We start from the raw sequence: 26381 nt of genomic DNA on the forward strand, positions 1-26381 counted from the left end.
TAAAATGGAAAACCAAAGATGCTATGGGTTATCATAGTTATAAAACAGCTTATAATACCATTCGAGGGATTGAGACAATCAATATGTTATTCAAGGGGCAGCTTTATCACTTACTTAAGAGCTCTGCTATAAATATTAAATACTTTGTTGAAAGGCAATTTAACTTACCTACCCCTGCTTATATTTTCTAAAAAACCTCATAAAATTTTATAACTTCTTCCTTCAATTTTATTCTTTGCAACACAACCTTATGAATTAAGTCAGGTCATTTATGAAAGATTATCCTTAAAAATTCAAAATCAACTAAAGATAGATAAACAAAGCATAAATGGAATTTTTGAAAAATTAAATACTAAAAAAGTGGAAAGTGTAATAAGTCACATAAAGCAAAATACACAAACAGGAAAAGAGTTATTGCATAAAGCTGAGGAATTAAGAAAAGCTATAGAAAGCAGTATACCACCATATTTATTAGATTTATCTAAATTAAAATTAAAAAACCTTTCAGGTAAAAATATTATTGGTTTTCAAGAGGCTGATTTAACTTCCTATGCATACAATATATCTTCAATCTTTGACAATTTATTGACTAATTTAATTTCAAATATAGAAACTTATAAAGGGGAGCCGGGCAGAGAAATCGAACTAGAATCACTATTGTTAAATGCTATCAGCTTATCAAATTACTTGTTGGATCATAACAATAACTATTTTTATTTTAATGCGGCAAATATTGGTCAAAATTATGTGCTACAAGATTTATTGGCTCAAACACAATCTACTATAAATAAAGATTTAATTGCTGAGCATAATAACATAAAACATAATCTAAAGGATAAGTTTAGCAAATTTGAAAAGCGTGGATTTGAAATCTTAGCTAACTTAAATTTTGGGGCGGCTTTATCAAAAGAAGAGCAGCAATATTTAGCTAAATTTTTTGAATACGCAATAGATAATCAAGAATTTAATTCAAGGATAACAAGAATATTAAATAACAATGATCAATTTGTACGCAATAATGCTGAAATGATAGCAGAATTGCGGGCATTCACTTATAAAACAGCTGATCTAGAAGGCGTTGGTATAATAACTAACAAAGTTGAAGCTATTCTAAAAAAAATTAAAGATAACCAAACTAATTTAATAGAGGAAGAAGATAAATTAAGTTATCAGGAATTAGGGAGGTTAGTAAAATTTTTACGTAATAAAGATATTTTAATGGCGTTAAAAGAATTAAAAATTTTAGAGCATTCTACTATTTTACAATATTTAAATAGTAACTTGCAGACGAGCAACAATTTATATATGGAACTAGATAGTCTTATTAAAAATCATATAAATTATGAGCAAGGTGATATAGTAATGGAGGTAGCAAAACGCAATAGAGAGTTCTATTCCAATAAAGTTAATTATGAGGAGAAAATAAGAGATTATATGAGTCCTTATACCCATGCAGCAATTGGTTATAAAGATAATAGAGGTGTTTTCGTTTCACATGTGGATCAAACATATACTAAGGATAAAATTGAGATGGATGCTGTATTATCAGAAAACTTTAGAATATATCCTGATAAACTTATAATTGATAATGATGTGAAAAAACAAATAATTAAAGCCTTGAAAATTGATAATGAAGATAATTTAAAACAGAAGATGTATGACATATACAAAGGTATAGCCAGCGAGTTACATCAATTAATGCAAGATGAAAATAAAGATATTAAGTTTGATCGTGACAGAGCAAAGGATGCTTTTATAGCTGATTTAATGCCATTTGGATTTGGGCATATGGGCAAAGATAATATTAAGAGCTGGGCAAAAGAAGTCTTGGAAAATAAGGCAAGTTTGGCACAGAAAATAAAAGATCCTGGAGGTAAGGGTTATTTATTTTGCTCAGAATTTGCAGCTAAAATGACTGTGCTAAGCCTAGTGGAATTGGAAAAGCAATTATTCGATAAAATTAAAGAAAACGATCCGAACTTCGAGATGCCGAAAGGCGGGTTGCTTAAAATGCCATTTCATGAATATGAGGATTTAGGTAAAGTTCACCCGGCAAGATTAGTTAAAGAGCTAAGTAAAAGTGGAGCAATAGAAAAAGTGCCGGAAGCGGAGATGGTAAAGAATATTATAAGAACAAGGTAGTTGAAATTGACAACATAAGGCAATTAAACTAAGTTTGATGCAAAATAAAGTTTGTATATAAGAATGCTAAGAATCACTCTACCTGATGGAAATTTCAAGGAATTTCCAGAACATATTTCCGGATTTGAATTTGCTGAATCAATCAGTAAATCATTAAAAAATGAAGCCATTGCGGTTAAAATTAATGGGGAGTTAAAAGATTTAGATACATTAATTACCGAAGATTCAAAAGTTGAGGTTATTACATCAAAGTCGGAAGAAGGCTTAGATATAATCAGGCATGATGCGGCTCATCTTCTAGCACAAGCAGTCAAGGAGCTTTATCCGGAAACTCAGGTAACTATAGGCCCGACCATTGAGAATGGCTTTTATTATGATTTTGCGCGTGAGGAACCGTTTACTTTAGAAGACTTAGCGAAGATTGAAGCGCACATGAAAAAAATCTCTGCGCGTAATGATAAAGTTACTCGCCGGGTGATGAGCCGTGATGAGGCGATAGAATATTTTAAAAGTTTGGGGGAGATATATAAAGTTGAGATCATTAAATCTATTCCTGCTCAAGAAGAAATAAAAATTTATTCACAAGGTGGGTTTGCAGACTTATGCCGCGGCCCTCATTCACCTTCTACCGGTAAGGTTAAAGCTTTTAAGTTAATGAAACTTGCGGGTGCTTATTGGCGGGGTGATAGCAAAAACCCGATGCTGCAAAGAATATACGGAACCGCTTGGTCAAATGAGACGGATTTAAACGCATACTTAAAGCAAATAGAAGAAGCTGAGAAAAGGGATCATAGAAAACTAGGTAAAGAAATGAATCTTTTCCATTTTCAGGAAGAGGGACCGGGCGTAGTGTTTTGGCATCCTAAGGGGTGGAGTTTATTTCAAAAATTGGTGGAGTATATACGTCAAAAGCAAAATGATGCCGGTTTTATGGAAATTGCGACTCCGGAAATATTGGATCGTTCTTTATGGGAAGCTTCAGGGCATTGGGAAAAATTTCAAGATAATATGTTTATAGCTAAAGCATCGGATGATGAAAAAGTATTTGCGATAAAGCCGATGAATTGCCCGGGCGGAGTGCAGGTATTTAAACAGGGTATTGTAAGTTATAAGGAACTTCCTTTAAGATTATCAGAGTTTGGTAAGGTTCATAGGTATGAGCCTTCTGGGTCATTGCACGGTCTAATGAGAGTGAGGGGGTTCACTCAAGATGATGCGCATGTATTTTGTACTGAAGACCAGCTAACTGATGAATGCAAAAAAATGTGCAGCTTAATACTTGATATTTATAAAGATTTCGGATTTGACGAAGTAAGATTAAAGTTTTCCGATCGGCCGGAAAAAAGGATAGGTAGTGATGAGGTGTGGGATAAATCCGAGAAAGCTTTAAGAGAAGCGATTGAAGCAACCGGCTTACCTTATACTGTTAACCCGGGTGAAGGCGCATTTTACGGCCCTAAAATAGAGTTTGTTTTAAGGGATGCAATAGGTAGAGATTGGCAGCTGGGTACAATACAAGTAGACTTAAATCTACCCGTAAGACTAGGGGCATTTTATATCGGGGAAGACGGTAAAAAGCACCACCCTGTAATGATACACCGAGCAATGTTCGGCTCAATAGAAAGATTTTTAGGTATTATGCTTGAGCACTATGCCGGCAAGTTACCGCTATGGCTTGCACCGGTGCAGGTTGTAATTGCAACTATTACTAACCAAGTTGATCCGTATGCCGAGGAAGTTGCCTTAACTTTAAAGAGGCAGGGTATTCAGGTAGAACTTGACTTAAACAACGATAAAATTAATTATAAGGTGCGTAAGCATTCTCTGGCAAAGGTTCCGGTAATTCTTGCTTTAGGTAAGAATGAAATGGAAAAAAGAGAAGTTTCGGTAAGAAGATTAGGGTCTGACTTACAAGAAGTACTTGATTTAAATGATTTTATTAATAAATTAGTACAAGAAGTCAAAAATCACAAAATTAACTAATAAAAGGAGCTGATTATTTCTACTAATAAAGCAAGTGATATAAGGATCAATGAACAGATAAATTCATCCCAAATTAGGTTGATTGATCATGAAGGAAATATGATCGGTGTAGTTTTACCGAAGCAAGGATTAGAATTAGCAAGGAGAGTTGGGCTGGATTTAGTCGAAATTTCACCTAATGCTGAGCCGCCTGTCTGTAAAGTAATGGATTTCGGGAAATATAAATATGAAATCCAAAAAAAAGCCCAAGAAGCTAAGAAGAAACAGAAAGTGGTAGAAATTAAAGAAATTAAGATAAGGCCTAATATAGCGGAAGGTGACTACGGGGTAAAACTTAGAAACGCGCGTAAATTTATAGCCGAGGGAAATAAGGTAAGAGTTTCTTTGCAATTTAAGGGTAGAGAAATTACTCATAACGAGCTTGGTTTCGCGGTAATTCAAAAATTTAAAGCGGATATGTCTGACGTGGCTAAGGTAGAGCTTGAACCGAAATTAGAAGGTAAACAAATATTTTTAGTTATCATTCCTAATTAATTTATTGATACCTATTGATTATTAAGCTTGACATAAGTTCTAAAAAATTCTCAAATTAATTATACGGAGAATTTTTTAAGCTTATGTTTTTTAATTTAAGATATATAACCCTTATTGTATATGGGATAATTATTATTGTTTCTTTACTTCTTGGAGTATATTTCAAATATTATACTACCGAGTATTTCGTGCGCGACGTAAATCAAAAACAAGCACAGGAAACAGCCGATAATTATGTAAAATTGATCTGGAATAAATATTATCCGGTTATAGGGTTCTTGGCTGATAAGCCAATTGCGACTGCTGAAACTTTCCCGCAATACCTGGCTTTTGTTGAGGAAAGTAACAGGTTTTTTTCATCAAATAATATTACTAAAGTAGTTATATACGGTGCAAACGGTGCTTTATATCAATCAAATAATTTAGCTTTAAACGAGAAACAAAGTCTTTTCAGTTCTTATTTCTATCCAAATGAAGTTAGTAACTCTTTAGATAAAATAAAAATGATTAAAAGTATTTCAAGCGTTGTAATTCCTTCAGCTGAAATAGAAGACGGAAGAGGGGAGCAAATATCTTTAGTTAAAACTTTTCTTCCGATAGCACCGCAAAACCCGCTTGAAGAATTAAAAAACCTAGCGGCTAAAGCTGGCGCTACTTTAGAAATTAATTATAATGTCAGCGGTGAATTAAAAGTGATTGAAATCATCCAGTTCACAGCTATTTTCTTTATCATTTCCAGTTTCGGGGTTATCACGCTTGGTGTATTCCTTTCCGCACAACAAGCAGAGAAAATGATAGAAAAGCAACAAGAAGCAACAGCTGAGCTTTCAGTTGCACGTACTTCCGCCGAAACGCAAAGTAAAGAAAAATCTAAATTCTTAGCTAACGTGACTCACGAGCTTAGAACCCCGCTCAATGCAATTATTGGGTTTTCCGAAATTATCAGTAGTGAATCGATGGGGCCGATAAATAACGAGCAATACAAAGAGTTTATAAGGGATATTCATACCTCAGGACTTCACCTGCTTAGCTTAATTAATGATATTTTAGACTTTTCCAAAGCTGAGGAAAACAAGCTGGATGCCATATTTGAAGACGTTGATCTCACTAAAGTAATTAAAATTTCGCTTAAAATGCTTATGCCCCGTGCCGAGCAGGCGAAAGTTATATTAAAAGATGAATTACCCGAAGAGCATATTATAATCTCAGCGGATAATAAGCGCTTAAAGCAGGTAGTTTTAAACCTGTTATCAAATTCGGTTAAATTTACTCCCGAAGGCGGTAGTGTAACCATTAAGGCATGGAAGAATCTTGATCTTAATCTTATTATCATAGAAGTAATTGATACCGGGCTTGGTATGGAGCCGCAGGATATAGCGCGCGCACTTACTCCGTTCGGGCAGATAGATAACAAGTTGAGCAGAAAATACGACGGTACCGGGCTTGGATTGCCGCTAACTAAGAAGTTGGTGGAAATTATGAAAGGTAAATTCGAAATTAAAAGTGAGCCGGGTCTCGGAACTTCGATTACACTTACCTTCCCTATACCGGGCAGCCAAATTGAAGAAGACAAGACTACCCAGTTATAAAGCGAGCCTAAATACGATTATATGTTTTTTCAATATTAGTAATAAAATAAGCGCCCGGCAGGCTGGTAATAATATAAATAGCAAAAGCAACCAAAGCTATAGTTACTCCTATCTCTTCCAATTCAGGATTAACAACCCCGATTCCATATAGAAAGGTTAATTCTCTTAATCCTGCTCCTCCAATGGAAATTGGTAATATTGCAACAATTGAAGCAACTATAAATAATACGGTAAAATTAATGATTTGATTATAACTTAAGCCTTTATTTAAAGCTAATATGATAAGTAGCACCATTACTACTTGGAATAATTGCACAAAGAAAGAAAATATTGCCGCTCTTAATGCGGTGCCTATATTATCGCGCAATATATATTTTGCTCCCAATAAATAACATGGAGTAATCAGTATAATGCATAACCAGGTTAAAAGTTTAAGGTAGGGTATCTTATGTAGAAAATCACTAAATAACACTAGGATTAGTCCAAATAAAACTAATATGTAAAAGCCATTTACCCTTTCGTATAAAATTATTCTTAAGCTACTGAGCTTAGGAAATTTCTCTAGTTTTGACAGTAAATATACTTTATAACCGTCTCCGCCGATTCCTCCCGGAAGCAGAATATTATAAAAGGTACCTAAGTAATATAAAGAAACGGTAAATGTAACAGGTAAAGTCAGCCCGTATTGTTTAAAATAAAATTTACTTCTAAGGCTACTAAGAATCAGAGAAAGGTGCGAGGCAATAATTGCCCCGACCAACAAAGCAACATCCGCATTTTTTAAATATATAAAAAGCTTACTGATATCTAATTTATTAAATACCAAATAAAATGCAATTATACAAAAAGATACTTTTATTGCCCCTATAAAATATTTCTTAAAATCGGTGGAGAGGAGTATTTTTAACACCCTCTACCGCCTTGATTATTAATTCTGGTATTACCGATTGTTACTCCCGCTCTTTGCACATGTGAAGCGGAAGCCCCCTTTTCTACATGTGAAAAAGGGTTTTCCTTTCTAATGATAATACTTCCTATCCTAACCTGAGCATGTCTGGAGGTAGGTAAATTCTCTTGTGTAGTTTCGGCGTTGTTACCGGTTGGTGCATGGGGTGTAACCTGAGGTATTTGGAATCCTACTACTCTGGTAATAGTCTTAGGATCTATATATATGCGCTGTGGTTTAGGAGTGCTCACAACCTCACATGACTCGGAAGTCTCAAGTGAGCTTTCTTCACTGGTTGAACTTTCTGTTAAGCTTTCTTCGTCGGTTGAACTTTCCGCCTCTATTAGTATAGTTTTTTCTTGTTCCGGCTTACCATATTCCAACTGTTCTTTTAGGGCTTTCTTTTCCCCTATAATTCTAGCCATACTTATGGGGCTGGGATAATTTACTGCTATTCCTGGACTTTTACGCACACGAACATCTAATCCCGTGTTATCGGAAGATGCTTTTTCCTCTCTGCCGTCGGAGCCTGGTTCAGGCGTGTTTTTATCTAAATTATGCTCAAGCGTGCCATAAGCCTCGGCAGGATCGCCAAAAAGACTGGTTGGCTTAAAACTACTTGGATTAAAATGATCAATTTCATCATGTTGTTTTTTGTTTAACATATTCTCTTATCCTCCGTTTCGGGCTTTATTTTTGACCCTTGAAAGTATATCTTGTCAATAGAATTTTAAAATGTAAATTATTTTTTAATAAGCAAATTGTCTTTTAAATTTTTTTCTAAGGTAGTGTAGTTGAGAGAGAAGCCATGTATGCAGAGCTAGGTAATGTTTTTTTATATATTGCATTAATATTGTGTATTATTATTGCAGTTTCTCCCATGTATAAGTTAAGTTTAGCATATATAAAAATTGCTTGGTATCTGGTTTTTAGCGTTACTTTTCTTGCTTTTATAAGCTTAATAATTTGTTTTATTATCTCTGATTTTACCGTGCTTAATGTGGTTAATAACTCTCACACCGCAAAACCTTTAATTTATAAAATATCCGGTGCCTGGGGTAACCATGAGGGATCAATGTTAATGTGGATATGCGCACTTTCCTTCTTTAGTGTAATATTCGCTTATTTGCAAGCAACCGATTCATTACTTATTCGTTATACATTAGTTATTCAGGCAGCTTTGCTTACCTTTTTTATAAGTTTTGTTATATTTACATCAAATCCATTTCAAAGAATTTTCCCTGCTCCCTTAAACGGCTATGGGTTAAACCCGATATTGCAGGATATCGGGCTTGCTATGCATCCTCCAATGCTATATTTAGGATATGTCGGGTTCTCACTTATTTATAGCGGTGCAATTGCAGCACTCATTATCGGGGAGGTTAATAAGCAATTTGCAGTTATCTTCAAACCTTTAGTGCTTATGTCATGGGCATTTTTAACTTTAGGAATCGGGCTTGGCAGCTGGTGGGCTTATAGAGAGCTCGGATGGGGAGGATTTTGGTTTTGGGATCCGGTAGAAAATTCTTCACTTATGCCGTGGCTTACTTCTACTGCTTTGATTCATTCTTTAATTGCTTTAGAAAAATTTAATAAATTAAAACATTGGAATTTATTACTTAGTATATTGACGTTCACTTTAAGTATGGTCGGTACTTTTTTAGTCAGATCAAATATTATTACTTCCGTGCACTCATTTGCACAAGACCCGAAGCGCGGTCTTTTTATTTTAATATTTTTGGCGACTGCAACCGGTATAGCTTTAATACTATATTCAATAAGGGCAATCAAAATAGTTAATGCCGAAGAAACCGAAGATTACTTGTTTTCACGTAATACCTTTATTGTTTTTAATAATTTAATATTAACCACAGCTGCATTTATAGTGATTTTAGGTACGCTTTATCCTGCCCTGCTTGAAATTGCGGGTGAAGGAAAAATCTCAATAGGTGCGCCGTATTTTAATAGCTTGATCGGCTCTTTAGGTGTTATATCATTATTATTTATTATTATTGGAACCCAATTAAATTGGGGTAATTCTAAATTCCGAAAACTCTATGATGATAATAAAGTACCGTTTATTTTAAGTGGGGTTTTTACCGCCCTTATAAGCTACGAGTTTAAAATTAAATCTTTATTTACGCTAATAGGTATAACGGGGGGTATATGGTTAATAATTTCTGTTTTAAATTATACTTTAAAGAGAATTAAGCAATTAAACGGGAGTATACTAAGTATGGCATTAGGCCATATAGGGTTTGGGCTTTTAGTACTGGCTATCACCCTTAATTCAGCTCTGGAAACTGAGGCTGAAAAGCCACTTAGGGTAAAAGAATACTTAGACCTTGGAAGTTTTAGATTAACTCTGGAAAAGATTGATATACATAGGGGAAAAAACTATATAGCAAGAGTCGCTGAATTTAAAGCATTTAAACATAATAACTTTATAACGACTTTATTGCCGGAAACCAGATTTTTTCCGGTTGAACTCCAGCAAACTACGGAGTCTGCAATTTATAATACCCTATTTTATGATCTATATATAGCAACCGGAGAACTAAATGAAGAAGGGATACTCATGGTAAGAGCATATTATAAACCCATGATCAGCTGGGTTTGGTTTTCTTGCTTATTAATCTTCTTAAGCGGTATGGTGAGCTTATTTAGCAAAATGCTAAAGAAGCCTAAAGCTTTAAGAAAGACTAAATAATTTATATTTAGCTTCCCTTTTTATCATCGAATGATATTTTATTTATGAATTAAATATCATTTAGAGCTTATGTTACAAAGACGATTTTCAAAATTTGCATTATTAGTTCAGGATGCGGCGGAAAAAGGTATATTATTATTGCTTGCAACAATAATGGCATTAATAGTGGCGAACTCAAAATACTTCGGATGCTACCAGGATATACTGAATCAAACTTTTTCAATAGTATACGGAAAACATGCCTTTGAACTTTCAGTCCATGCATGGATTAATGATTTCCTAATGGCCATTTTCTTTTTTCTGGTCGGAATGGAAATAAAAAGAGAAATGATTGAAGGTAACTTAGCTTCAAAAGAGCAGAGAATATTACCGGTAATCTGTGCAATGTTCGGTGTGTTAATACCGGTGCTTATATATATAAGTTTTAATTACAATGATCCTGTTAAAGTTAAAGGATGGGCGGTTCCTGCTGCAACAGATATTGCTTTTGCTTTAGGCATGCTAAGCTTGTTCGGAAGAAATGTTCCCGTATCGCTTAAGGTATTTTTAACAGCGCTTGCAATAATAGATGATTTAATGGCAGTTGTAATTATCGCGCTCTTTTATTCAAATAATTTAGATCTCTCCTTCCTGCTTTATATAGGATTTATTTGCTGTTTAATTGTTTTCCTCGCTAAAGCCGGGTTAGTAAGTGTTCCGTTATATTTAGCACTCGGGATAGGTATGTGGTATTGTTTCTATAAATCAGGAATACATGCGACTATAGGAGGAGTCGTGCTAGGGTTTTTAATCCCGCTTTACAGAAATGGAAATAAAGAGGATTCTCCTTTAAAAGATCTCGAACAAGGGTTACATAAACTGGTCGCTTATGTTATATTGCCTCTCTTCGCTTTTACAAATAGTGGGTTAAACTTATCAGGCTTAAGCTTTGCTTCTATGAAGGACAGTATACCGCTTGGGATAATCCTAGGGTTGTTCTTCGGTAAACAAATAGGGGTATTTTTATCTGGGTTGTTGTTAATTAAGCTAAAAATCTGTAGAATGCCCGATAGAGCCGGTTATCTACAATTTTACGGTGTAGCTGTTTTATGCGGTATAGGGTTTACTATGAGCTTATTTGTAGGGATATTAGCTTTTGAGCATCACCCTAAGGATTTATCCTTAGTGCAGATGGGAGTTCTTACCGGCTCCTTACTTTGTTCTATTTATAGTGCAATCATACTTCAAATATCAAAACTAAGAAAATAATTAATTCTATGTTCAAAAATTACGAAATAAAAATTGCCCTACGTTATCTAAGAAGTAAACGTAAAGAAGGCTTCATATCAGTAATAAGCGCATTTAGTTTTGTAGGAATTGCGCTCGGGGTTGCAACTCTTATAATTGTGATGGCGGTGATGAATGGTTATGAGGTGGAGCTCATAAAACGGATACTGGGTATAAACGGCCATATATCAGTTTCTTCGCCTTATGGAAAGATAGAAAAGTATCAAGAGCTCCTAAGTGATATAGAAAAAATACCGGGAGTTAAATTTGTAGCTCCTCAGGTAATCGGCCAAGCTATGGCAACCAACAAAGAAAATGCCTCCGGAGTTTTGGTAAGAGGGATGGATGGTGCTGACCTTAAAAGAAAACCTATTATGGATTCAGCGATAAAGGCAGGGAGCTTAAGCGATTATATAGAAGGAAAAGGGATTATTATAGGAACAACTTTAGCTCAAAACCTGAGGGTAGGAGTAGGAAGCGAAGTTAAGCTTATTGCGCCGAGTAGTGATGCAATAGTAATCGGAGCCATACCCAGGATGAAAACATTTAAAGTTATAGGCATATTTGATGTCGGCATGTATGAATACAACTCTTCAACGATCTTTATGCCCCTAAATTTTGCGAAAAAGTTCTTTCAGTATTATGATTCAGTTAGCGATATAGAAATAATTGTTGATAAGCTACCCCAAGTAGAAAGAATAAAAAGCGAAATTGCTACAATTCAAAGTGGATCATTAAACATTATTGATTGGTCAATTACCCACCAAAACTGGATTAATGCTTTAAAAGTTGAGCGTAATGTTATGTTTTTGATTTTGACATTAATAATCATAGTTGCTGCGTTTAATATAATATCAAGTTTAATTATGCTGGTTAAGGAGAAAACCAGAAGTATAGCAATACTTAGAACCGTGGGGATGTCAAAAGGCTCGATTATAAAGATTTTTATCTTAAGCGGTTCAGTCATCGGTTTCGTAGGTACTTTTTCGGGAGCGGTTATAGGGGTGGCGTTTAGTTTGAATATAGAAAAAATCAGAATGTTTCTGGAATCTATGACAGGCTTGACTTTATTTGATCCTGTAATATATTACCTTACCCAGTTACCTGTGGATTTAGAAGCGCATAATGTTATTTCAGTGCTTTTAATATCCTTAGGGTTATCTTTTTTAGCAACCATTTATCCGGCATGGAAGGCATCTAAACTAATGCCTGCAGAAGCATTGAGGTATGAATAAAATATGGCAAAATCTGAATTTATAAAAATTATCCAAGAAAGAGGATATTTTAACCAATGTACCGATCTCGAAGGGTTGGATGAGTTAATGAGCCAAAGCGGTATAACTGCTTATATAGGGTTTGACTGTACTGCACGCTCGCTTCATATCGGTAGCCTTGTTCAAATTATGCTATTTAGAATTTTACAGCAATGCGGGCACAGACCTGTTGTGCTAATGGGCGGAGGAACAACCAAAATCGGTGATCCGTCAGGCAAAGATGAAGCCAGGAAAATGCTTACACAAGAAGATATTGAAGAAAACAAGCACTCTATAGCACAAGTATTCAGCAAATTTATCAATTTCGGTGACGGCAGCAATGATGCAATTATGGTTGATAATGCAGAGTGGCTGGAAAGCATTAATTATATCGAATTTTTAAGAGATTACGGCAGGCATTTCTCAGTAAACAGAATGCTGACATTTGATAGTGTAAAATTAAGACTGGAGCGTGAGCAGCCGTTAAGCTTTTTAGAATTTAACTATATGATTTTACAGGCTTATGATTTCGTGGAACTCAATAAACGTTACGGATGTAGGCTTCAACTCGGCGGCTCCGATCAATGGGGAAATATTATAAATGGAGTTGATTTAGGTAGAAGGTTGAAATGCCCTGAGTTATTCGGCATTACCAGTAATCTTATTACCACAAGTTCAGGAGCTAAGATGGGTAAAACCGCTAAGGGGGCGATGTGGCTTAATCCTGATATGCTTTCTCCTTATGATTATTGGCAGTTTTGGCGAAACACCGAAGATGCCGATGTGGAGAAATTTTTAAAAATGTTTACCGAGCTTCCGCTCTCTGAGATCAAAAAGCTTGCCGCGCTTCAGGATAAAGAAATTAATGAAGCTAAAATTATTCTTGCTAATGAAGCGACTAAACTTTGTCATGGTGAAGCAGCTGCACTAAGTGCTTATGAAACGGCAAAGAAAACTTTTGAGCAGGGTGCGGTCGGAGAAAATTTACCGGTCTGTTATGTGGATTTAGCTGAATTTAACGGCGGGATTCAAGCGTTTAGGTTATTTAACCTTTCGGGGTTAGCTGCAACGGGTGCGGAAGCTAAGCGATTAATTCAAGGAAGCGGGGCGCGCATCAACAATGAACTGATAAACGATGAGCACCGGTTAATAACCGATAAGTTTCTGGTAAACGGAGAAATGAAACTCTCGGCAGGAAAGAAGAAGCATGCAATCATAAAGGTTAAGTAATAAAAATTCAGCTTCAAGTTAAATGAAACAAATTGTGTGTAATTTAGGTTGTTTGCTATTAAATCAGCTAAGCTTAAAAATTAGCTTGATATTTAGCGACAAAGAATTTAAATTCCTTAGAGCACAAAGGAGAGATGGCCGAGAGGCTTAAGGCGGCGGTTTGCTAAACCGTTGTACGGTTGTAAAGCCGTACCGGGGGTTCGAATCCCCCTCTCTCCGCCATTTTTAAAATTAATAAATTTTCTTATTAGTATTAATATGGATTACGCTACATTTTATATTGCAGATTCATAATTGATAGGAAGTAAAATCTTAAATAAATTTTCAAATTTTATAATATCATATAACTCTAAAAGTGAAAGTGACAAGGCCATCGGTAGGGTAAAGCAAATATAGACTGCAATTTTATGCCGTCTTCCGAAATTGAATCTCACCTTGAAGGATTGAGCGGGTTTATATCAGAAAATCATTCAAAGGAAATCGATTTATATTACCCCCTTTCTAGAGTATATAACGTTAGACTGGTAATCGGATGTGTTATAAATCCCGGCTTTGATAAAGAAGGTGAAGTGTTAGAGTTTATAAAAAGTTTTAGTAACGAATTAAAATGTATGACTTTTTATAATAATGCTTTATGGGATTATGATTGGCAATGTTTAGCCGCCATAAGATAAAATTAAGCATGTCATGATTTTTAGGGCTATAAAGCCTCAACCGTCAAAATTTGGTTTTATTTAGCAAAAAATTTAGCCTTAATAATCCATGAATTTCCACGGCGAATCATTAATCAAACAATATTTGCTTGCATCATGTGCTAAGTTATACTCCTTAATTCTTTCTTCAACAACTGTATCCCAATATTCACGTATCGGCTCTAATATCTTCTGAATTAATTTATTGCCATGGTAGCAGCCTTCCGCTATTGTTTGCGGATATCTTACTATAAATTCTACATCTTCCTCAGTTTTATTATATGCAAAGTAAATATTTAAGAAAGTTGATGTAACTTTATCTATGCATTTATCCGTAGGTTTAGGTGAATAGCTTTGAATAAGTGGAAATTGTGCCGGAAAATTTGAAAGATGTTTAGTTTGATTGTTAATACTGGTTCCTCCGCGTGCCCCTGTTTTTATAAGAGATTCCGCAGTTTCAGTTCGGTTATAAAGCTCCGCCAGCATAAGTGGAGTATAGCCGCTTAAGTCTGGTTTATTCCAGTTGATACCTTCACCATGCTTTGCAAAAAATTCTATAACTTTTGTGTCTCCTTCCGCTGCGGCTTTATAAATACTTAACCCTGAGAGGAACTGGCCGCGTTCATAAGTTGATAGGGAATAATAGTCCTGTTTTAGCTCTACAATATTTTGCGGTTCGTTAACTCTGAAATAATATGAAATAATGTTATCCAATACTTTTTCTATAGCAGCATGGTATAAAAATTCTTCAGTTGTATTACAGTAAGGGCGAACTTTATTATCAAATATCTGATTCATCAGCTTATGTGAAAGTTCATGAATAAAGGGGCCTTTCGGGAATAACCCGGGTTCAATAAGTTTAACGACAATTTTATTGTATTGACTTGTATAGTAACCGCGTCTGATAACCTCAGGTCTTAAAGGGTTATTCCTAATTGTATTTACCAAAAGTATAATACTATTTCTATCCAATGCGGTTGTATATAAAATATTATAAAGAGTTTTATCTTCAGCTAAATTTAAAATATTATTATATATTTCGGTATCTTTGGAAAATTCCGAATATGTAAAGGATAATAGGTTGCTAAACGGAGTTTTAAATTTATCATCCTGGCATATATTATATATCGGGAAATTATCCATTAAATCAATATGATCAATATACTCAATTTCATGCAAAGCTTCAGGGGTGGCGCCTGCATGGATAAGTGCTTTTACGATTTCCTTGTGATCATAGTAAATTGCAACCTTAAGAGGGGTGTTTCCTGCATAGTTGGTTTCATTCCAGTCGACATCTTTAGCGTGTTGTGCAATGAACTCTATAAGCTCAATATTATTTTCTCTTACGGCATAATGTACCATTCCTTGGTTGCTGATGTTTGCGCCTACTCGGATAAGTGTTTTTACGATTTCGGGGTTATTATATAATGTTGCCAGTCTAAGGGGAGTAAACCCTGAAACATCGGGTTCATTCCAGTCAACATCTTTAGCGTGTTGTGCAATGAACTCTATAAGCTCAATATTATTTTCTCCTACGGCATCATCTAATATTCCTTGGTTGCTGATATTTGCACCTGCATGGATAAGTGCTTTTAAGGTGTCGGATTGGCCATAGCGCCTAGCGATCTTAATAGGAGTATTGCCGTAATTATCGGGTTTATTCCAGTTAACATCTTTAGCGTGTTGTGTAATAAACTCTATCAATTCTATATTTTGCAGCTGAACGGCATAGTGTAAAATCTCCGAGTTTTTAAGGTTTATCTCTTTTTGTAATAAAAGTATTTGGTAATCAATAGGTAAGGAAAAAATAAAGTTTTGCAAACAGGGTATTCGTATTAAATAATGGCAAAATTATAATACAGAAATCCAGGGTATGCATTAAAAAAGTAGTTTTTTCATTATTAAAAAAATTATCTAAAGTTATATTTGATAATATTACTGTTTTCTAACTGATTTTGTGAAAAATCGAGTAAATACATAAGTATAGAGTTAATTTAAATATAATAGCATAATTTAATTAAGTCGACTAAAAATATTATTGCATTAATAAATCAATTTGTTTAATTAATATTTCAGCAATAATAAGTTATTTCTAAGGTTTTCAATAATATTAAATGAATAATGTAAAAATATATCCTATCATACTTTGTGGCGGTATTGGTGCCAGGTTATGGCCTCTTTCAAGGAAATCCTACCCTAAACAATTTTTAAATTTATTTAATGAAAGAAGCCTTTTACAAGAAACAGTACTTAGAGTTTGTAATTCAAATTTTTTCACTTCATGTGTTTTTTTAGGCAATATTAATTATAGGTTTTTAATTAAAAATGAAATAGAGCGGATTAATATAAAAGATTACAAGCTAATCTTAGAGCCATATAGTAAAAATACCGCACCGGCTGTTACATTAGCTGCTTTGCAATTAATGGAATCCGATTCTTAAGCGGTAATGCTTATTATGCCGTCCGATCATTATATCGGTGATAATTCGGCATATTTGCAAGCTATCGAAAAAGCATATTGCCATGCTTTAAACGGGAAAATTATTACGTTCGGTATTGTCCCGAATTACGTGCATACAGGTTACGGCTATATACGCGAAGGGAAGCAGATTGCAGCAGATGATAATATATTTTCCGTTAAAGAATTTGTAGAGAAACCGGACGAAGAAAAAGCTAGAGAATATATTGCCTCAAATAAATACAGCTGGAATAGCGGTATGTTTATGGTAAAAGCTAAAACTTATTTGAAGGAATTAAGTAAATACAGGCTTGATATCTATAATGCATGCATTAATACACTTCGGTATTCTAAACTGATAGGTAATGAAGTAATTTTAGATGCAGAAAGCTTTGTTGATTGTCCTGCTGAGTCCATTGATTACGCAGTTATGGAAAACACTAAGTTAGGGTGTGTGGTAAAAGCGGATATGAATTGGAATGATATAGGTTCGTGGGAGAATGTATGGGATATTAGCTCTAAGGATGAGAGCGGCAATGTTTGTGAAGGTGAGGTAAATATAAAAGAATGCCGGGATTCTTATTTCTTTACACAAGATAAAAAGTTAATAACCGCCTTGGGGCTAAAAGATATAATTATTATACAAACGGGTAATGCAACTTTGGTTTTACCGAAATCCCGCACACAAGAAGTAAAAAAGCTCGTAAGCCAAATAGAGGCAGATAATCGGGAAATAGTTACACATGATACTAAAGTTGCCAAGCCTTGGGGTAGTTATGAAGTATATGCTGATAAACCTAATTTTAAGATAAAGAAAATAATTATAACTCCGGGTAATAAAATATCATTACAAAGCCATGACCACAGAGCTGAACACTGGATAGTGATAAAAGGCATAGCTACGGTTACCAGAGGTAAGGAAAAATTCGACTTAAAAGAAAATGAATCCACTTTTATACGTCCTAAAGAAGTGCATAGGCTGGAAAATAAACAAGATATGGATTTACATATTATTGAAGTACAAACAGGCAGCTATTTCGGAGAGGATGATATTGTAAGGTATGATAGTGAAATAAAAATATGTTAACCATTACATAGATTATTATACAAAAAGTTAACTATTATTTAAAACTTCTTTATAAATTTATCAATTAATAAAAAAGTACCTTGCTTATGAGCTTAATTTACACTATAATTCCATTTTAAATAACGAATTATAGTAAAAAGATGGTTTCTTGCTCAAATTTTAATAATAACCAATGTAAGTTTGATTTTTATAGAATTTTAGATGTTGATAAAAATTCAAACGAAAAGGAGATTAAAAAGGCATTTAAGAAGCTTGCAGTGAAATATCATCCTGATAAAGGTGGGGATAAAGCAAAGTTTATAGAAATAAACAATGCTAAGGATGTTCTTACAGATCCTACTCTTAAGTACTGTTATGATACTACGTGTTTTACTGGTTTTGGCAGCAAGCACTCTTATTCATCTTATAAGGGCTCAAGCTATAGTGGATCTTCCAGTAGTAATAAAAATAGTGGTAATAAGAACTCTGACTATGGTAGCTATAGCAAATCCTCCTCATCAGGCAACAAGGGAAGTAGTGATAATAAGAGCTCTGATTATAGTAGCTACAGCAAATCCTCTTCAGGGGGTAATAAGCAAGGAGATTATAAATGGGAATATAAAGCTAGCTGTAGCAGTTGGTATGAAAAAAAATTAATGTGCTCTGGTTTCGATGACGTTCATGTTAGCAGTATTTTTAACTCATTATCAAACAAGTTCTCTACCATACTAGGAAAGCTTTATGCTTTAGCCACTATTCACCATACCAATTATTTTACAATCAAAGATTCTCATTGCAATGTAGTGGCGGAAATAAGCGGTAATCCAGGCAAATTTAGTAAAGCATATCTTGATAATTTTGAAAATTTATTTATACATCATGAGGGATGTAGAAAGAGTAGTTCTAATAATTATATACTTGAATCTTCAAAAGCTTTGTTAGCTTCTAGTATAGCATCAATGAAAAATAAATACGATATTTACAGTGAGTACAAGCACCATATTCATGCATTTAATAGTGCAGGAGAGAAGGTCGCGGAAATTAAAGGCGATCCGATGCAGTTTCATACCGAATATTTAAAAAACTTTGATATGCTTTATTTTGCTCACGAAATAATACTCTAGTTTAATTGCCTTATCTATAGCTAATAATTTAGCGTACATAATTGCCATTTATAAATGAATGGTATATTATTAGCAGCATTTAATAAATTATTTTGAAATGAGAGAAGATCTACCCTTATGGGAGTAAGATTTATTTATAATCGGATTAAAGAAATTGTGTGCTGCTTTTTACGCCCCGGGTATCTTATTAAAAAGATTGAGGTGGGTGCAAGGTTTAATCTGCTGGTGGCTCTGTGCTTCCTAACTTTTTGCTCTTTATTAATTTGCATGATACCCGGTATTTTTATTTTTATGATAAAAATATTTCTCACAAAGCTTATTAAAAGAGAGGTTAATAATAGGCGGGTTAAAAGAATTAAGTATTATCTGTTACATCCTGTGTTAATTATCCAAAAAGTTGAGATGCTATTTAAAGCATGGTTAAATTTCCTGATTTTATTCTCTATATTCCCATGTGTAGTATTTATATTCTTACAAAAAAGCTATACTTTTAAACAAAAAATATTAATTGTACCTACTATTACTTTCAGGTTAATTAGGATAGCTCGTCTGAATAGGATTAAGTATTACTTACCCGAATGGTATACTCCTCCCCTATCTTTAGAAGATTCTATACCATGGAGATTGTCAAGATTTTATTCTTATCAGATATTTGAATGCTTGGACATTAAATATAATATGATGTTTAATGTAGGGTCATTACTAAAAAGTGCCGGATATTTTAAAATTTCTTTCAGAATTTTCATATATTTAACAACGCTTAAAAAATATAAAGCCTACGGTTATTTTGGAATTGCTGACTTACTACACTTAAAGTATTTATGGAATATACAGTATAGCTGTCTTACCAAAAATTTTATTACTAATGATTTAAATCCAAATATAAAAAAGGTATTGGAAAGCGACCATGTAGTACACCCTTACAAAGAGGTTTCTAAAAGCTTTATAGAGTCATGTTATCTGAAAGCTATAAACTTAAAACCGAGTGAATTTATGTTCAGATGGAGTTTATCAAACTTTTATAATGATATCGGAAGATATAAAGATTCTATAGAGCAATTATCTAAGATAGAATGTAGAGCGAATAATCTTATAGATACTTTAGTAAAGAAGCAGATACAAAACATTTCTGAGCTTAATGAAGAAGGAGATAATTATAAGTTAAGTTCTAGAAAGTTGCATAAATGTAAAATTCTCGATTTACAGGACTATAAAATAAAATTTAATAACAAATTAAAAATAATTGATTGCATTAGACATGTTAACCATAAATATTACGAGATTTTTAATGGGAGAAAGAGTTTAAAAAGTGTAATATTAGCTGAGGAAGAAAAATTCTTTTTAGAGGTTGAAAATGCTGAATTTATAGGAACAACTTTAATTGCAATAGGGAGGAAGTATATACTTAGTGAGACTCATCATGTAGGAATGATTAATATGTTATTATTTTCCGCGCATTTAAACCTTAAAGCTTTAAATTTCGATAAGAAATTTGCTATAGTTGAGCTACCTAATAGAATTAATACTCAAAAAATTAAAAATATAGTTTTATATATTCCTACTCACTATAATAACTATTACCATTTTATATATGAATTCATAGCATCTCTGCTTTACTTCCTTACCGCTACCACCTTACCTAAAAAAGTGAAAATATTAGTACCACCTTTATTAGGATGGCAGAAACAGTTATTAAGCTACTGGGGAGTAGGGGATCTAAATTTTTTAGAATTATCGAGAAAAGAAAATATTATTTTTAATAAGCTTATAATTTTAAGTAATGTTTCAAGGTCTTTATTACCGTCAAGTATAGCTACTGCCAACTTGGCTAATATTCAAAGAAAATACACTAGCAGCCTTATAGTTTCAGCCTATAGAAAAAGATATTTTCTTATTAGAAAAGGGTATGATAGGAAAATGGATAACTGGAGTAATGTTATAAAAGTTTTAAAAAAGTTTGATTTTATACTTATAAAACCTGAAGATTTTTCCCCCGTAGAATTAACTGAAATATTTTCAAATGCTGAAGTTATCGCTTCCCAAGGAGGAGCAGCCCTTTCTAATATAATTTTTGCACCTAGTAATATAAAAGTTATTATATTAGCCTCATATGATCATTATCAGCCTACTTATAATATTTTAGCTAGTTCTTTAAAACAGAAATCGTATGTCGTTTATACTGAAGGAGTTTCTCTTCCGTGTAGATATTATCTGTGGAGCCCGTCTGAGCTATTAATTAATAAAAGATCATTTGAAAAGGCTATTAAAGATATTTTATCTGATTAAAGTAGCGTATAAGCTTTAATTATTTGTATTGACTTTGATAGTCTCATTGTTAAATTAGGTTTCTTTCAAAGTATCGGTTTAGTATAGTTTAGTTTATGAGTAAAAGTATTGAAGATATTGCAAACATGGAGCTTAATTATGAAGCTTTCAAGGAGTTAGCAAAAAAACAAGATTTAAGTGTTTATGAAAAGATTGGTTTTCCGGATGCTTACAGGCAAGGTTTTGAAAATATTATATTTGAAGATATTAGAAATAAGGCTGATCTACTAAACAGCACTCAAAAAGTAGTTTTGGATATCGGCTCAGGATGCAGTGAATTATCACAAATGATGAAAGATATTTGCAAACAGAATCAGCACGAATTAATAATGAGTGATTCGGAGGAAATGCTCTCATTTCATAAAGATGAGAATTTTATTACCAAAGTACCTGGGCTATTCCCTAAAACCATAGGAGATATAAAAGGATTATTTTCTCAAGTGGATATTATTATTTGTTATAGTGTTTTTCATTATATTTTTCTTGATACGAATGTATGGGAGTTTATTGATAAATCACTATCTTTATTATCGTCAGGAGGCCAGTTTTTAATTGGAGATATACCTAATATCTCTAAAAGGAAGCGTTTTTTCTCAAGTGAGCAGGGTATAAAATTCCACCAAGATTTTATACAAGATAATAACAGCATACCTGATGTAAAATATAATTTAATTGAAGCAGGAAAAATTGATGATTCAATCATCTATGCTATTATGCAAAGAGCAAACTTAGCCGGGTTTGACGCTTATTTATTACCACAAAATGTGCAGTTACCTATGGCTAACAGAAGGGATGATATATTGATAAGGAAGCCTTAATGCATAAACATAAGAAATTAATAATAGTTGGTGATAGTGATTTTGCTCAAATTGCTTTTGAGTATTTTACTCATGATTCCAGCTACAAGGTTGATGCCTTCGTTGTAGAAAGAGATTATCGGACTAGAGACATGTTATTCGGATTGCCAGTAGTTGATCTAGAGAATATAGCTGATAATTACAATCCTTCAAAATATGAGGTATTCATAGCAGTAACTTATACACAGCTTAATAGAGTGAGAACCAGATTATATCATAAAGTGAAAAGCTTAGGATATAAAATTGCCAGTTATGTAAGCTCAAAAGCATTTATATGGCAGAATGTAAAATACGGAGAAAATATATTTATATTTGAGAATAATGTTATACAACCATTTGCAGAGCTGGGAAATAACATAATATTATGGAGCGGAAACCATATAGGGCACCATTCGGTAATTAACGACAATTGCTTTATATCATCTCATGTTGTACTTTCCGGGCATTGTACAGTAAAAGAAAATTGCTTTCTAGGAGTAAATTCTACTGTTGCTAATAATGTCACTATAGCTTCGGATAATTGGATTAGCCCAAATAGCCTTATTACCAAAGATACGGAAGAAAATAAAATATATTCATCCAATAATAGTATACCCTCTGCAGTTCCGGCAAAGAAATTTTTTAAAGTGAAAGAGCAATGAAATGGATAAAGAAAAGCTTGATTTATGTGCCGGATGGAAGTAGTGGCTGGGCAAAAACAACAGCAACATTACCTACTCCTTACCTTAGAAAGGATGGAAGTTTAAGAGTATTCCTGGGCTTCCTTGATGATTTTAATATTGGAAGAATCGGATATGTAGATATAGACCCGGAAAATCCGAAAGTAATATATAAAGTTTCTTCTCAACCTGTGCTTAATATCGGAGAAGAAGGTGCATTTGATGATAATGGTGTAGTGCCGTTGTCAATTATTGAATATGAAAATAAGTTATTTTTATATTACGTTGGTTTTCAAAAAGGAGTAAAGGTTCCATACTATATGTTTTGCGGGTTAGCAATTAGTGAGGATGACGGTGATACTTTCTATCGCCATTCTAAAGCACCTATCTTGGACCGTACAAATAATGAGCTTTTTGCAAGATGTGGGGTTTCGGTAATAAGAGATGCAAATATATGGGAAATGTGGTATGTAGGGAGCATAAAGGAAGGTTGGGTATATAAGGATGATAAAAGGCTGCCTCTATATCAAATTAAATATCTTGAATCACAGGATGGTATAAATTGGGGTTTTGTTGAAGGTAAAAATTGTCTTAATTTTAAAAATAATGATGAGCATGGGTTCGGTAGACCATTTGTAATCAAAGAAGGTAATGTTTACAAGATGTTCTATTCTATTAGAACTTTATCAAAAGGGTATAGAATTGGTTATGGAGAATCCTTAGATGGTGTATCGTGGAAACGTTTGGATGAGCAAATAGGAATAGATGTCTCGAAAGAAGGGTGGGATTCTGAAATGATTTGTTACAGTGCTATATTTAAATATAATAACAAAACCTATATTTTTTATAATGGAAATCGCCTTGGTAGAACAGGCTTTGGGTATGCAATTTTAGAAGAAAATACGTAGATTATGGAAAGAACAATTATAACAATGTTAGGAGTATTTGCTACTGTTAAAGGCTAGCATAAGTGTGTATACAAAAGCTTTAAAAACTTAGTATTTGGGCTCATAAATACTAACTATATGGTATATAAAAATATTTTTGAATGAGTGAAAATGAGAATCGAGCGTTTTAATCCAGTAATCCATACTGATATATGGAATAGCTTCCTGGCAAAGGCTAAAAATTCATTATTTATGTTTAATCGGTCTTTTATGGAGTATCATTCGGATAGATTCCACGACCACTCTTTATTATTTTTTGAGGAAGGTAGGCTAATTGCTTTATTACCGGCTAATGAAAAGGAAAGAGTTCTATTTTCTCATTCAGGTCTTACTTTTGGAGGGATTATTACTGACCAAGCCATGAAAGCACCTAAAATGCTAGCTATCTTTGACACATTAAAAGATTACTTAAAGACACAGAATTTTAAGAAACTTATGTATAAAGCTATTCCTTATATTTATCATACAATTCCGGCTCAAGAAGATTTATATGCATTATTTTATAATAATGCAAAATGCTATCGGTATGATCTTACCACTACAATTGACCTTACTCAACCAATAAGCTTTTCCGAAAGAAGAAGGAGAGGAATAAAAAAAGCTCAAAAATCAGGCATTATAGTAGAAGAAAGCTCGGATTTGAAAAGTTACTTCTTAATACTTTCTTCATTACTTCAAGAAAAATATAATAAAGCTCCTGTGCATAACTTAAATGAAATTGAATTATTAGCTTCTAGGTTTCCTGAGAATATAAAACTTTATGCTGCTTTTAAAGAAGAAATAATGATTGCCGGCGTATTAATTTTCGAATATCAACAAACTGTTCATACTCAATATATTGGTAGTAGTCATGAAGGTAAGCAATTGCATGCTCTGGATTTAGTATTTTATGACTTAATTACTAAATACTATATCCATAAAAAATATTTTGATTTCGGTATTTCTACTGAAGAAGAAGGAATGTATTTAAATCATGGGCTTATCACTCAAAAAGAAGAGTTCGGCGGAAGAGCTGTTGTGCACCAATTTTTTGGATTAGATATAAATGTTTAAAATAATAGAGTGCTATAATTAGTAATTAAGGAATATATATGAATGTAACTTCTACTCAAACCAGTTCCTATCCTAAAGTTTCTGTTTTTGTGCCGACCTATAATCATGAGTGGTTTATTGCTGATTGCTTAGATTCCATACTTGCTCAAAATTATCCTAATTTAGAAATAGTATGTGGAGATGATGCTTCTAATGATAGAACTCCGGAAATTTTAAAAAATTATAAAGAGCTATACCCCCAAGTTATTAAAGTTATTTTAAACAAAACCAACTTAGGTGTAACTAAAAACTGTAACAATTTGCTTGCGCAATGTGAAGGGAAATATATAGCGCTTTTTGCCGGGGATGATTTAATGCTACCGGGTAAGCTTAAAAAGCAAGTAGAGCTACTTGAGCACATGCCAAGTTGTGTTCTATGCTACCACAATTTGGATGTCTTTGATTCTCTTACTAACAAAACATTATATTATTATAACAATTTTAAAGTAAAACCTTATGAAGGCAGTGCTGATTTACTTTTAAAACACCAAGTTTTTACTGGGCCTCCTTCCATTATGATTAGAAGTTCTGCTATTCCTCAAGGTGGTTATAATGAGGAAATTTCAACTGTTTCTGATTGGCTGTTTTTTATTGAAGTGGCAAACAAAGGAGAGATAAGATATATTAATGAGACTCTTGCACGGTATCGTCGTCACAAGGGTAGCATCACTTATTCCAATAAATATTATAAGGAAGTTCATGATTCTTTTAATATAATTAGACGAAAATATCCAAAGCTTGCTAAATATATTTATATCTCTGAGGGGGCAATCTATTTCCAGCAAGCAGGGGATCGTCTTAAAGAAGGGGATATGGAAGGATTTTATGAGTTTGTATATAAAGCTTTTAAAAATAGGTATAGGCTAACTATATCTATACCTCTGGTTTTGTTGAAGTTTTTAAGAAAATTAGGGTGCCTATTTATTATAGATAAAATTGTTAAGAAGGTTTTTTCATTGAGAAATAGCTTAAGAGATTCTAAAGGTTAATTGAGTTTTAGGTTAATGTGCTTAGGAAACTTCCTTCAGCATGTTTAAACTTTTCTATAACCATTATAGCTATTCATGTTATTAATAAATTATTGTCTTTAATCCTCTTAGTTGCTAACGAATAATCATAAGGAGTATCAATCTCATAAACCTCTAATTCGAAAGACCTAATAGGTAAATTATCTTCAAAAATCTTATAAATATAATCTCGGTGGGTATTATTAATTATTAAATTATAATATTAAATTATAAAAATATGCTATTCCACACCACTCATATTCATACTTTTCAGAGGTTGAAAACTTTATAATACGGTTATCTTCGACCTTAGCAAATACTGCTTCCTCGGTTTTTGCTTTTGTTACTCCAACAATAGTTTCTTTGCTATTTTGGCATTCTCTAACAAATTTAGAAAAGTCATCTTTCTGGAATATATAGTAAATAATGTTGTATTATGGTACGAGATAAGGTAAATAAAAAAGAAAAACGATGTCAACAAGTCTATATAGTTTAGATCTA

The 26381-nt window shown here is 33.3% G+C and carries 20 protein-coding genes, 1 tRNA gene and 1 pseudogene; 19 read left to right on the forward strand and 3 right to left on the reverse strand.

Going from position 1 to position 26381, the window contains the following annotated elements:
- From NF27_RS12585 to NF27_RS11355, 5 genes are all read left to right on the forward strand, one after another.
- Window positions 1-191 (forward strand): hypothetical protein (locus NF27_RS12585; protein ID WP_039454516.1); only part of this gene is annotated, 191 nt, incomplete at its 5' end.
- Between the two features lie 169 nt (window positions 192-360).
- Window positions 361-2142: a hypothetical protein gene (locus NF27_RS08045; protein ID WP_039458094.1), complete on the forward strand. Its 1782-nt coding sequence runs from the start codon at window positions 361-363 to the stop codon at window positions 2140-2142.
- Between the two features lie 63 nt (window positions 2143-2205).
- Window positions 2206-4125, forward strand: coding sequence for a threonine--tRNA ligase (gene thrS, locus NF27_RS08050; RefSeq protein ID WP_039458097.1), 1920 nt, complete (start codon window positions 2206-2208; stop codon window positions 4123-4125).
- Window positions 4126-4170: 45 nt separating this feature from the next.
- Window positions 4171-4659 (forward strand): translation initiation factor IF-3, encoded by a 489-nt coding sequence (gene infC / locus NF27_RS08055; RefSeq protein ID WP_275574621.1) that lies wholly within the window; start codon window positions 4171-4173, stop codon window positions 4657-4659.
- A gap of 83 nt (window positions 4660-4742) precedes the next feature.
- Window positions 4743-6248, forward strand: a complete 1506-nt coding sequence (locus NF27_RS11355) for a sensor histidine kinase (protein WP_053332700.1) — start codon at window positions 4743-4745, stop codon at window positions 6246-6248.
- A gap of 7 nt (window positions 6249-6255) precedes the next feature.
- Here the strand turns inward: NF27_RS11355 and NF27_RS08065 are convergent, their stop codons facing one another.
- Together NF27_RS08065 and NF27_RS08070 are read right to left on the reverse strand one after the other, a co-directional pair.
- A complete protein-coding gene (locus NF27_RS08065) occupies window positions 6256-7158 on the reverse strand; it encodes a lysylphosphatidylglycerol synthase transmembrane domain-containing protein (protein ID WP_039458102.1) in 903 nt (300 codons plus the stop codon).
- Window positions 7152-7859: a hypothetical protein gene (locus NF27_RS08070; RefSeq protein ID WP_039458105.1), complete on the reverse strand. Its 708-nt coding sequence runs from the start codon at window positions 7857-7859 to the stop codon at window positions 7152-7154. Before NF27_RS08070 ends, NF27_RS08065 begins: the two co-directional genes overlap by 7 nt.
- A 143-nt stretch (window positions 7860-8002) precedes the next feature.
- Here NF27_RS08070 and NF27_RS08075 point away from each other — a divergent pair, with 143 nt between their 5' ends.
- From NF27_RS08075 to NF27_RS08100, 6 genes are all read left to right on the forward strand, one after another.
- Window positions 8003-9904, forward strand: coding sequence for a heme lyase CcmF/NrfE family subunit (locus NF27_RS08075; RefSeq protein ID WP_039458108.1), 1902 nt, complete (start codon window positions 8003-8005; stop codon window positions 9902-9904).
- Between the two features lie 69 nt (window positions 9905-9973).
- Window positions 9974-11152, forward strand: a complete 1179-nt coding sequence (gene nhaA, locus NF27_RS08080; protein WP_039458110.1) for a Na+/H+ antiporter NhaA — start codon at window positions 9974-9976, stop codon at window positions 11150-11152.
- Window positions 11153-11160: 8 nt separating this feature from the next.
- Complete coding sequence (locus NF27_RS08085) at window positions 11161-12405, forward strand: lipoprotein-releasing ABC transporter permease subunit (protein ID WP_039458111.1); 1245 nt, start codon at window positions 11161-11163, stop codon at window positions 12403-12405.
- Between the two features lie 3 nt (window positions 12406-12408).
- The gene (tyrS, locus tag NF27_RS08090; RefSeq protein WP_039458113.1) at window positions 12409-13653 is read left to right on the forward strand and encodes a tyrosine--tRNA ligase; all 1245 of its coding nucleotides are present in this window, start codon (window positions 12409-12411) and stop codon (window positions 13651-13653) included.
- Between the two features lie 128 nt (window positions 13654-13781).
- Window positions 13782-13875: transfer RNA gene (locus NF27_RS08095), tRNA-Ser, on the forward strand.
- 185 nt (window positions 13876-14060) lie between these two features.
- Window positions 14061-14327: a hypothetical protein gene (locus tag NF27_RS08100; RefSeq protein WP_039458116.1), complete on the forward strand. Its 267-nt coding sequence runs from the start codon at window positions 14061-14063 to the stop codon at window positions 14325-14327.
- Window positions 14328-14405: 78 nt separating this feature from the next.
- On the opposite strand, the gene NF27_RS08105 is transcribed toward NF27_RS08100, so the two are convergent.
- Window positions 14406-16166 carry an ankyrin repeat domain-containing protein gene (locus NF27_RS08105; RefSeq protein ID WP_039458118.1) on the reverse strand — a complete coding sequence of 587 codons (1761 nt, stop codon included), beginning with the start codon at window positions 16164-16166 and terminating at the stop codon, window positions 14406-14408.
- Between the two features lie 293 nt (window positions 16167-16459).
- Here NF27_RS08105 and NF27_RS08110 point away from each other — a divergent pair.
- The 8 genes and pseudogenes from NF27_RS08110 to NF27_RS08145 all read left to right on the forward strand — a co-directional run bounded on the left by NF27_RS08110 (window position 16460) and on the right by NF27_RS08145 (window position 25862).
- Window positions 16460-17890 (forward strand): annotated as a pseudogene (locus tag NF27_RS08110) (mannose-1-phosphate guanylyltransferase/mannose-6-phosphate isomerase).
- A gap of 140 nt (window positions 17891-18030) precedes the next feature.
- Window positions 18031-18993 (forward strand): DnaJ domain-containing protein, encoded by a 963-nt coding sequence (locus tag NF27_RS11365; RefSeq protein ID WP_053332703.1) that lies wholly within the window; start codon window positions 18031-18033, stop codon window positions 18991-18993.
- A gap of 291 nt (window positions 18994-19284) precedes the next feature.
- On the forward strand, window positions 19285-21279 hold the full coding sequence (locus NF27_RS08120; protein ID WP_161791842.1) for a glycosyltransferase family 61 protein: 1995 nt from the start codon (window positions 19285-19287) through the stop codon (window positions 21277-21279).
- A gap of 95 nt (window positions 21280-21374) precedes the next feature.
- Window positions 21375-22136 carry a methyltransferase domain-containing protein gene (locus NF27_RS08125; RefSeq protein ID WP_193387657.1) on the forward strand — a complete coding sequence of 254 codons (762 nt, stop codon included), beginning with the start codon at window positions 21375-21377 and terminating at the stop codon, window positions 22134-22136.
- Complete coding sequence (locus tag NF27_RS08130; protein ID WP_039458122.1) at window positions 22136-22816, forward strand: acetyltransferase; 681 nt, start codon at window positions 22136-22138, stop codon at window positions 22814-22816. Before NF27_RS08125 ends, NF27_RS08130 begins: the two co-directional genes overlap by 1 nt.
- The gene (locus NF27_RS08135) at window positions 22813-23742 is read left to right on the forward strand and encodes a glycoside hydrolase family protein (RefSeq protein ID WP_039458125.1); all 930 of its coding nucleotides are present in this window, start codon (window positions 22813-22815) and stop codon (window positions 23740-23742) included. Before NF27_RS08130 ends, NF27_RS08135 begins: the two co-directional genes overlap by 4 nt.
- A gap of 150 nt (window positions 23743-23892) precedes the next feature.
- Window positions 23893-24834: a GNAT family N-acetyltransferase gene (locus NF27_RS08140; RefSeq protein WP_039458128.1), complete on the forward strand. Its 942-nt coding sequence runs from the start codon at window positions 23893-23895 to the stop codon at window positions 24832-24834.
- A gap of 38 nt (window positions 24835-24872) precedes the next feature.
- Window positions 24873-25862 carry a glycosyltransferase gene (locus NF27_RS08145; protein ID WP_053332704.1) on the forward strand — a complete coding sequence of 330 codons (990 nt, stop codon included), beginning with the start codon at window positions 24873-24875 and terminating at the stop codon, window positions 25860-25862.
- Window positions 25863-26381: the final 519 nt, after the last annotated feature.

This window comes from Candidatus Jidaibacter acanthamoeba (assembly GCF_000815465.1).
Classification (GTDB): domain Bacteria; phylum Pseudomonadota; class Alphaproteobacteria; order Rickettsiales; family Midichloriaceae; genus Jidaibacter; species Jidaibacter acanthamoebae.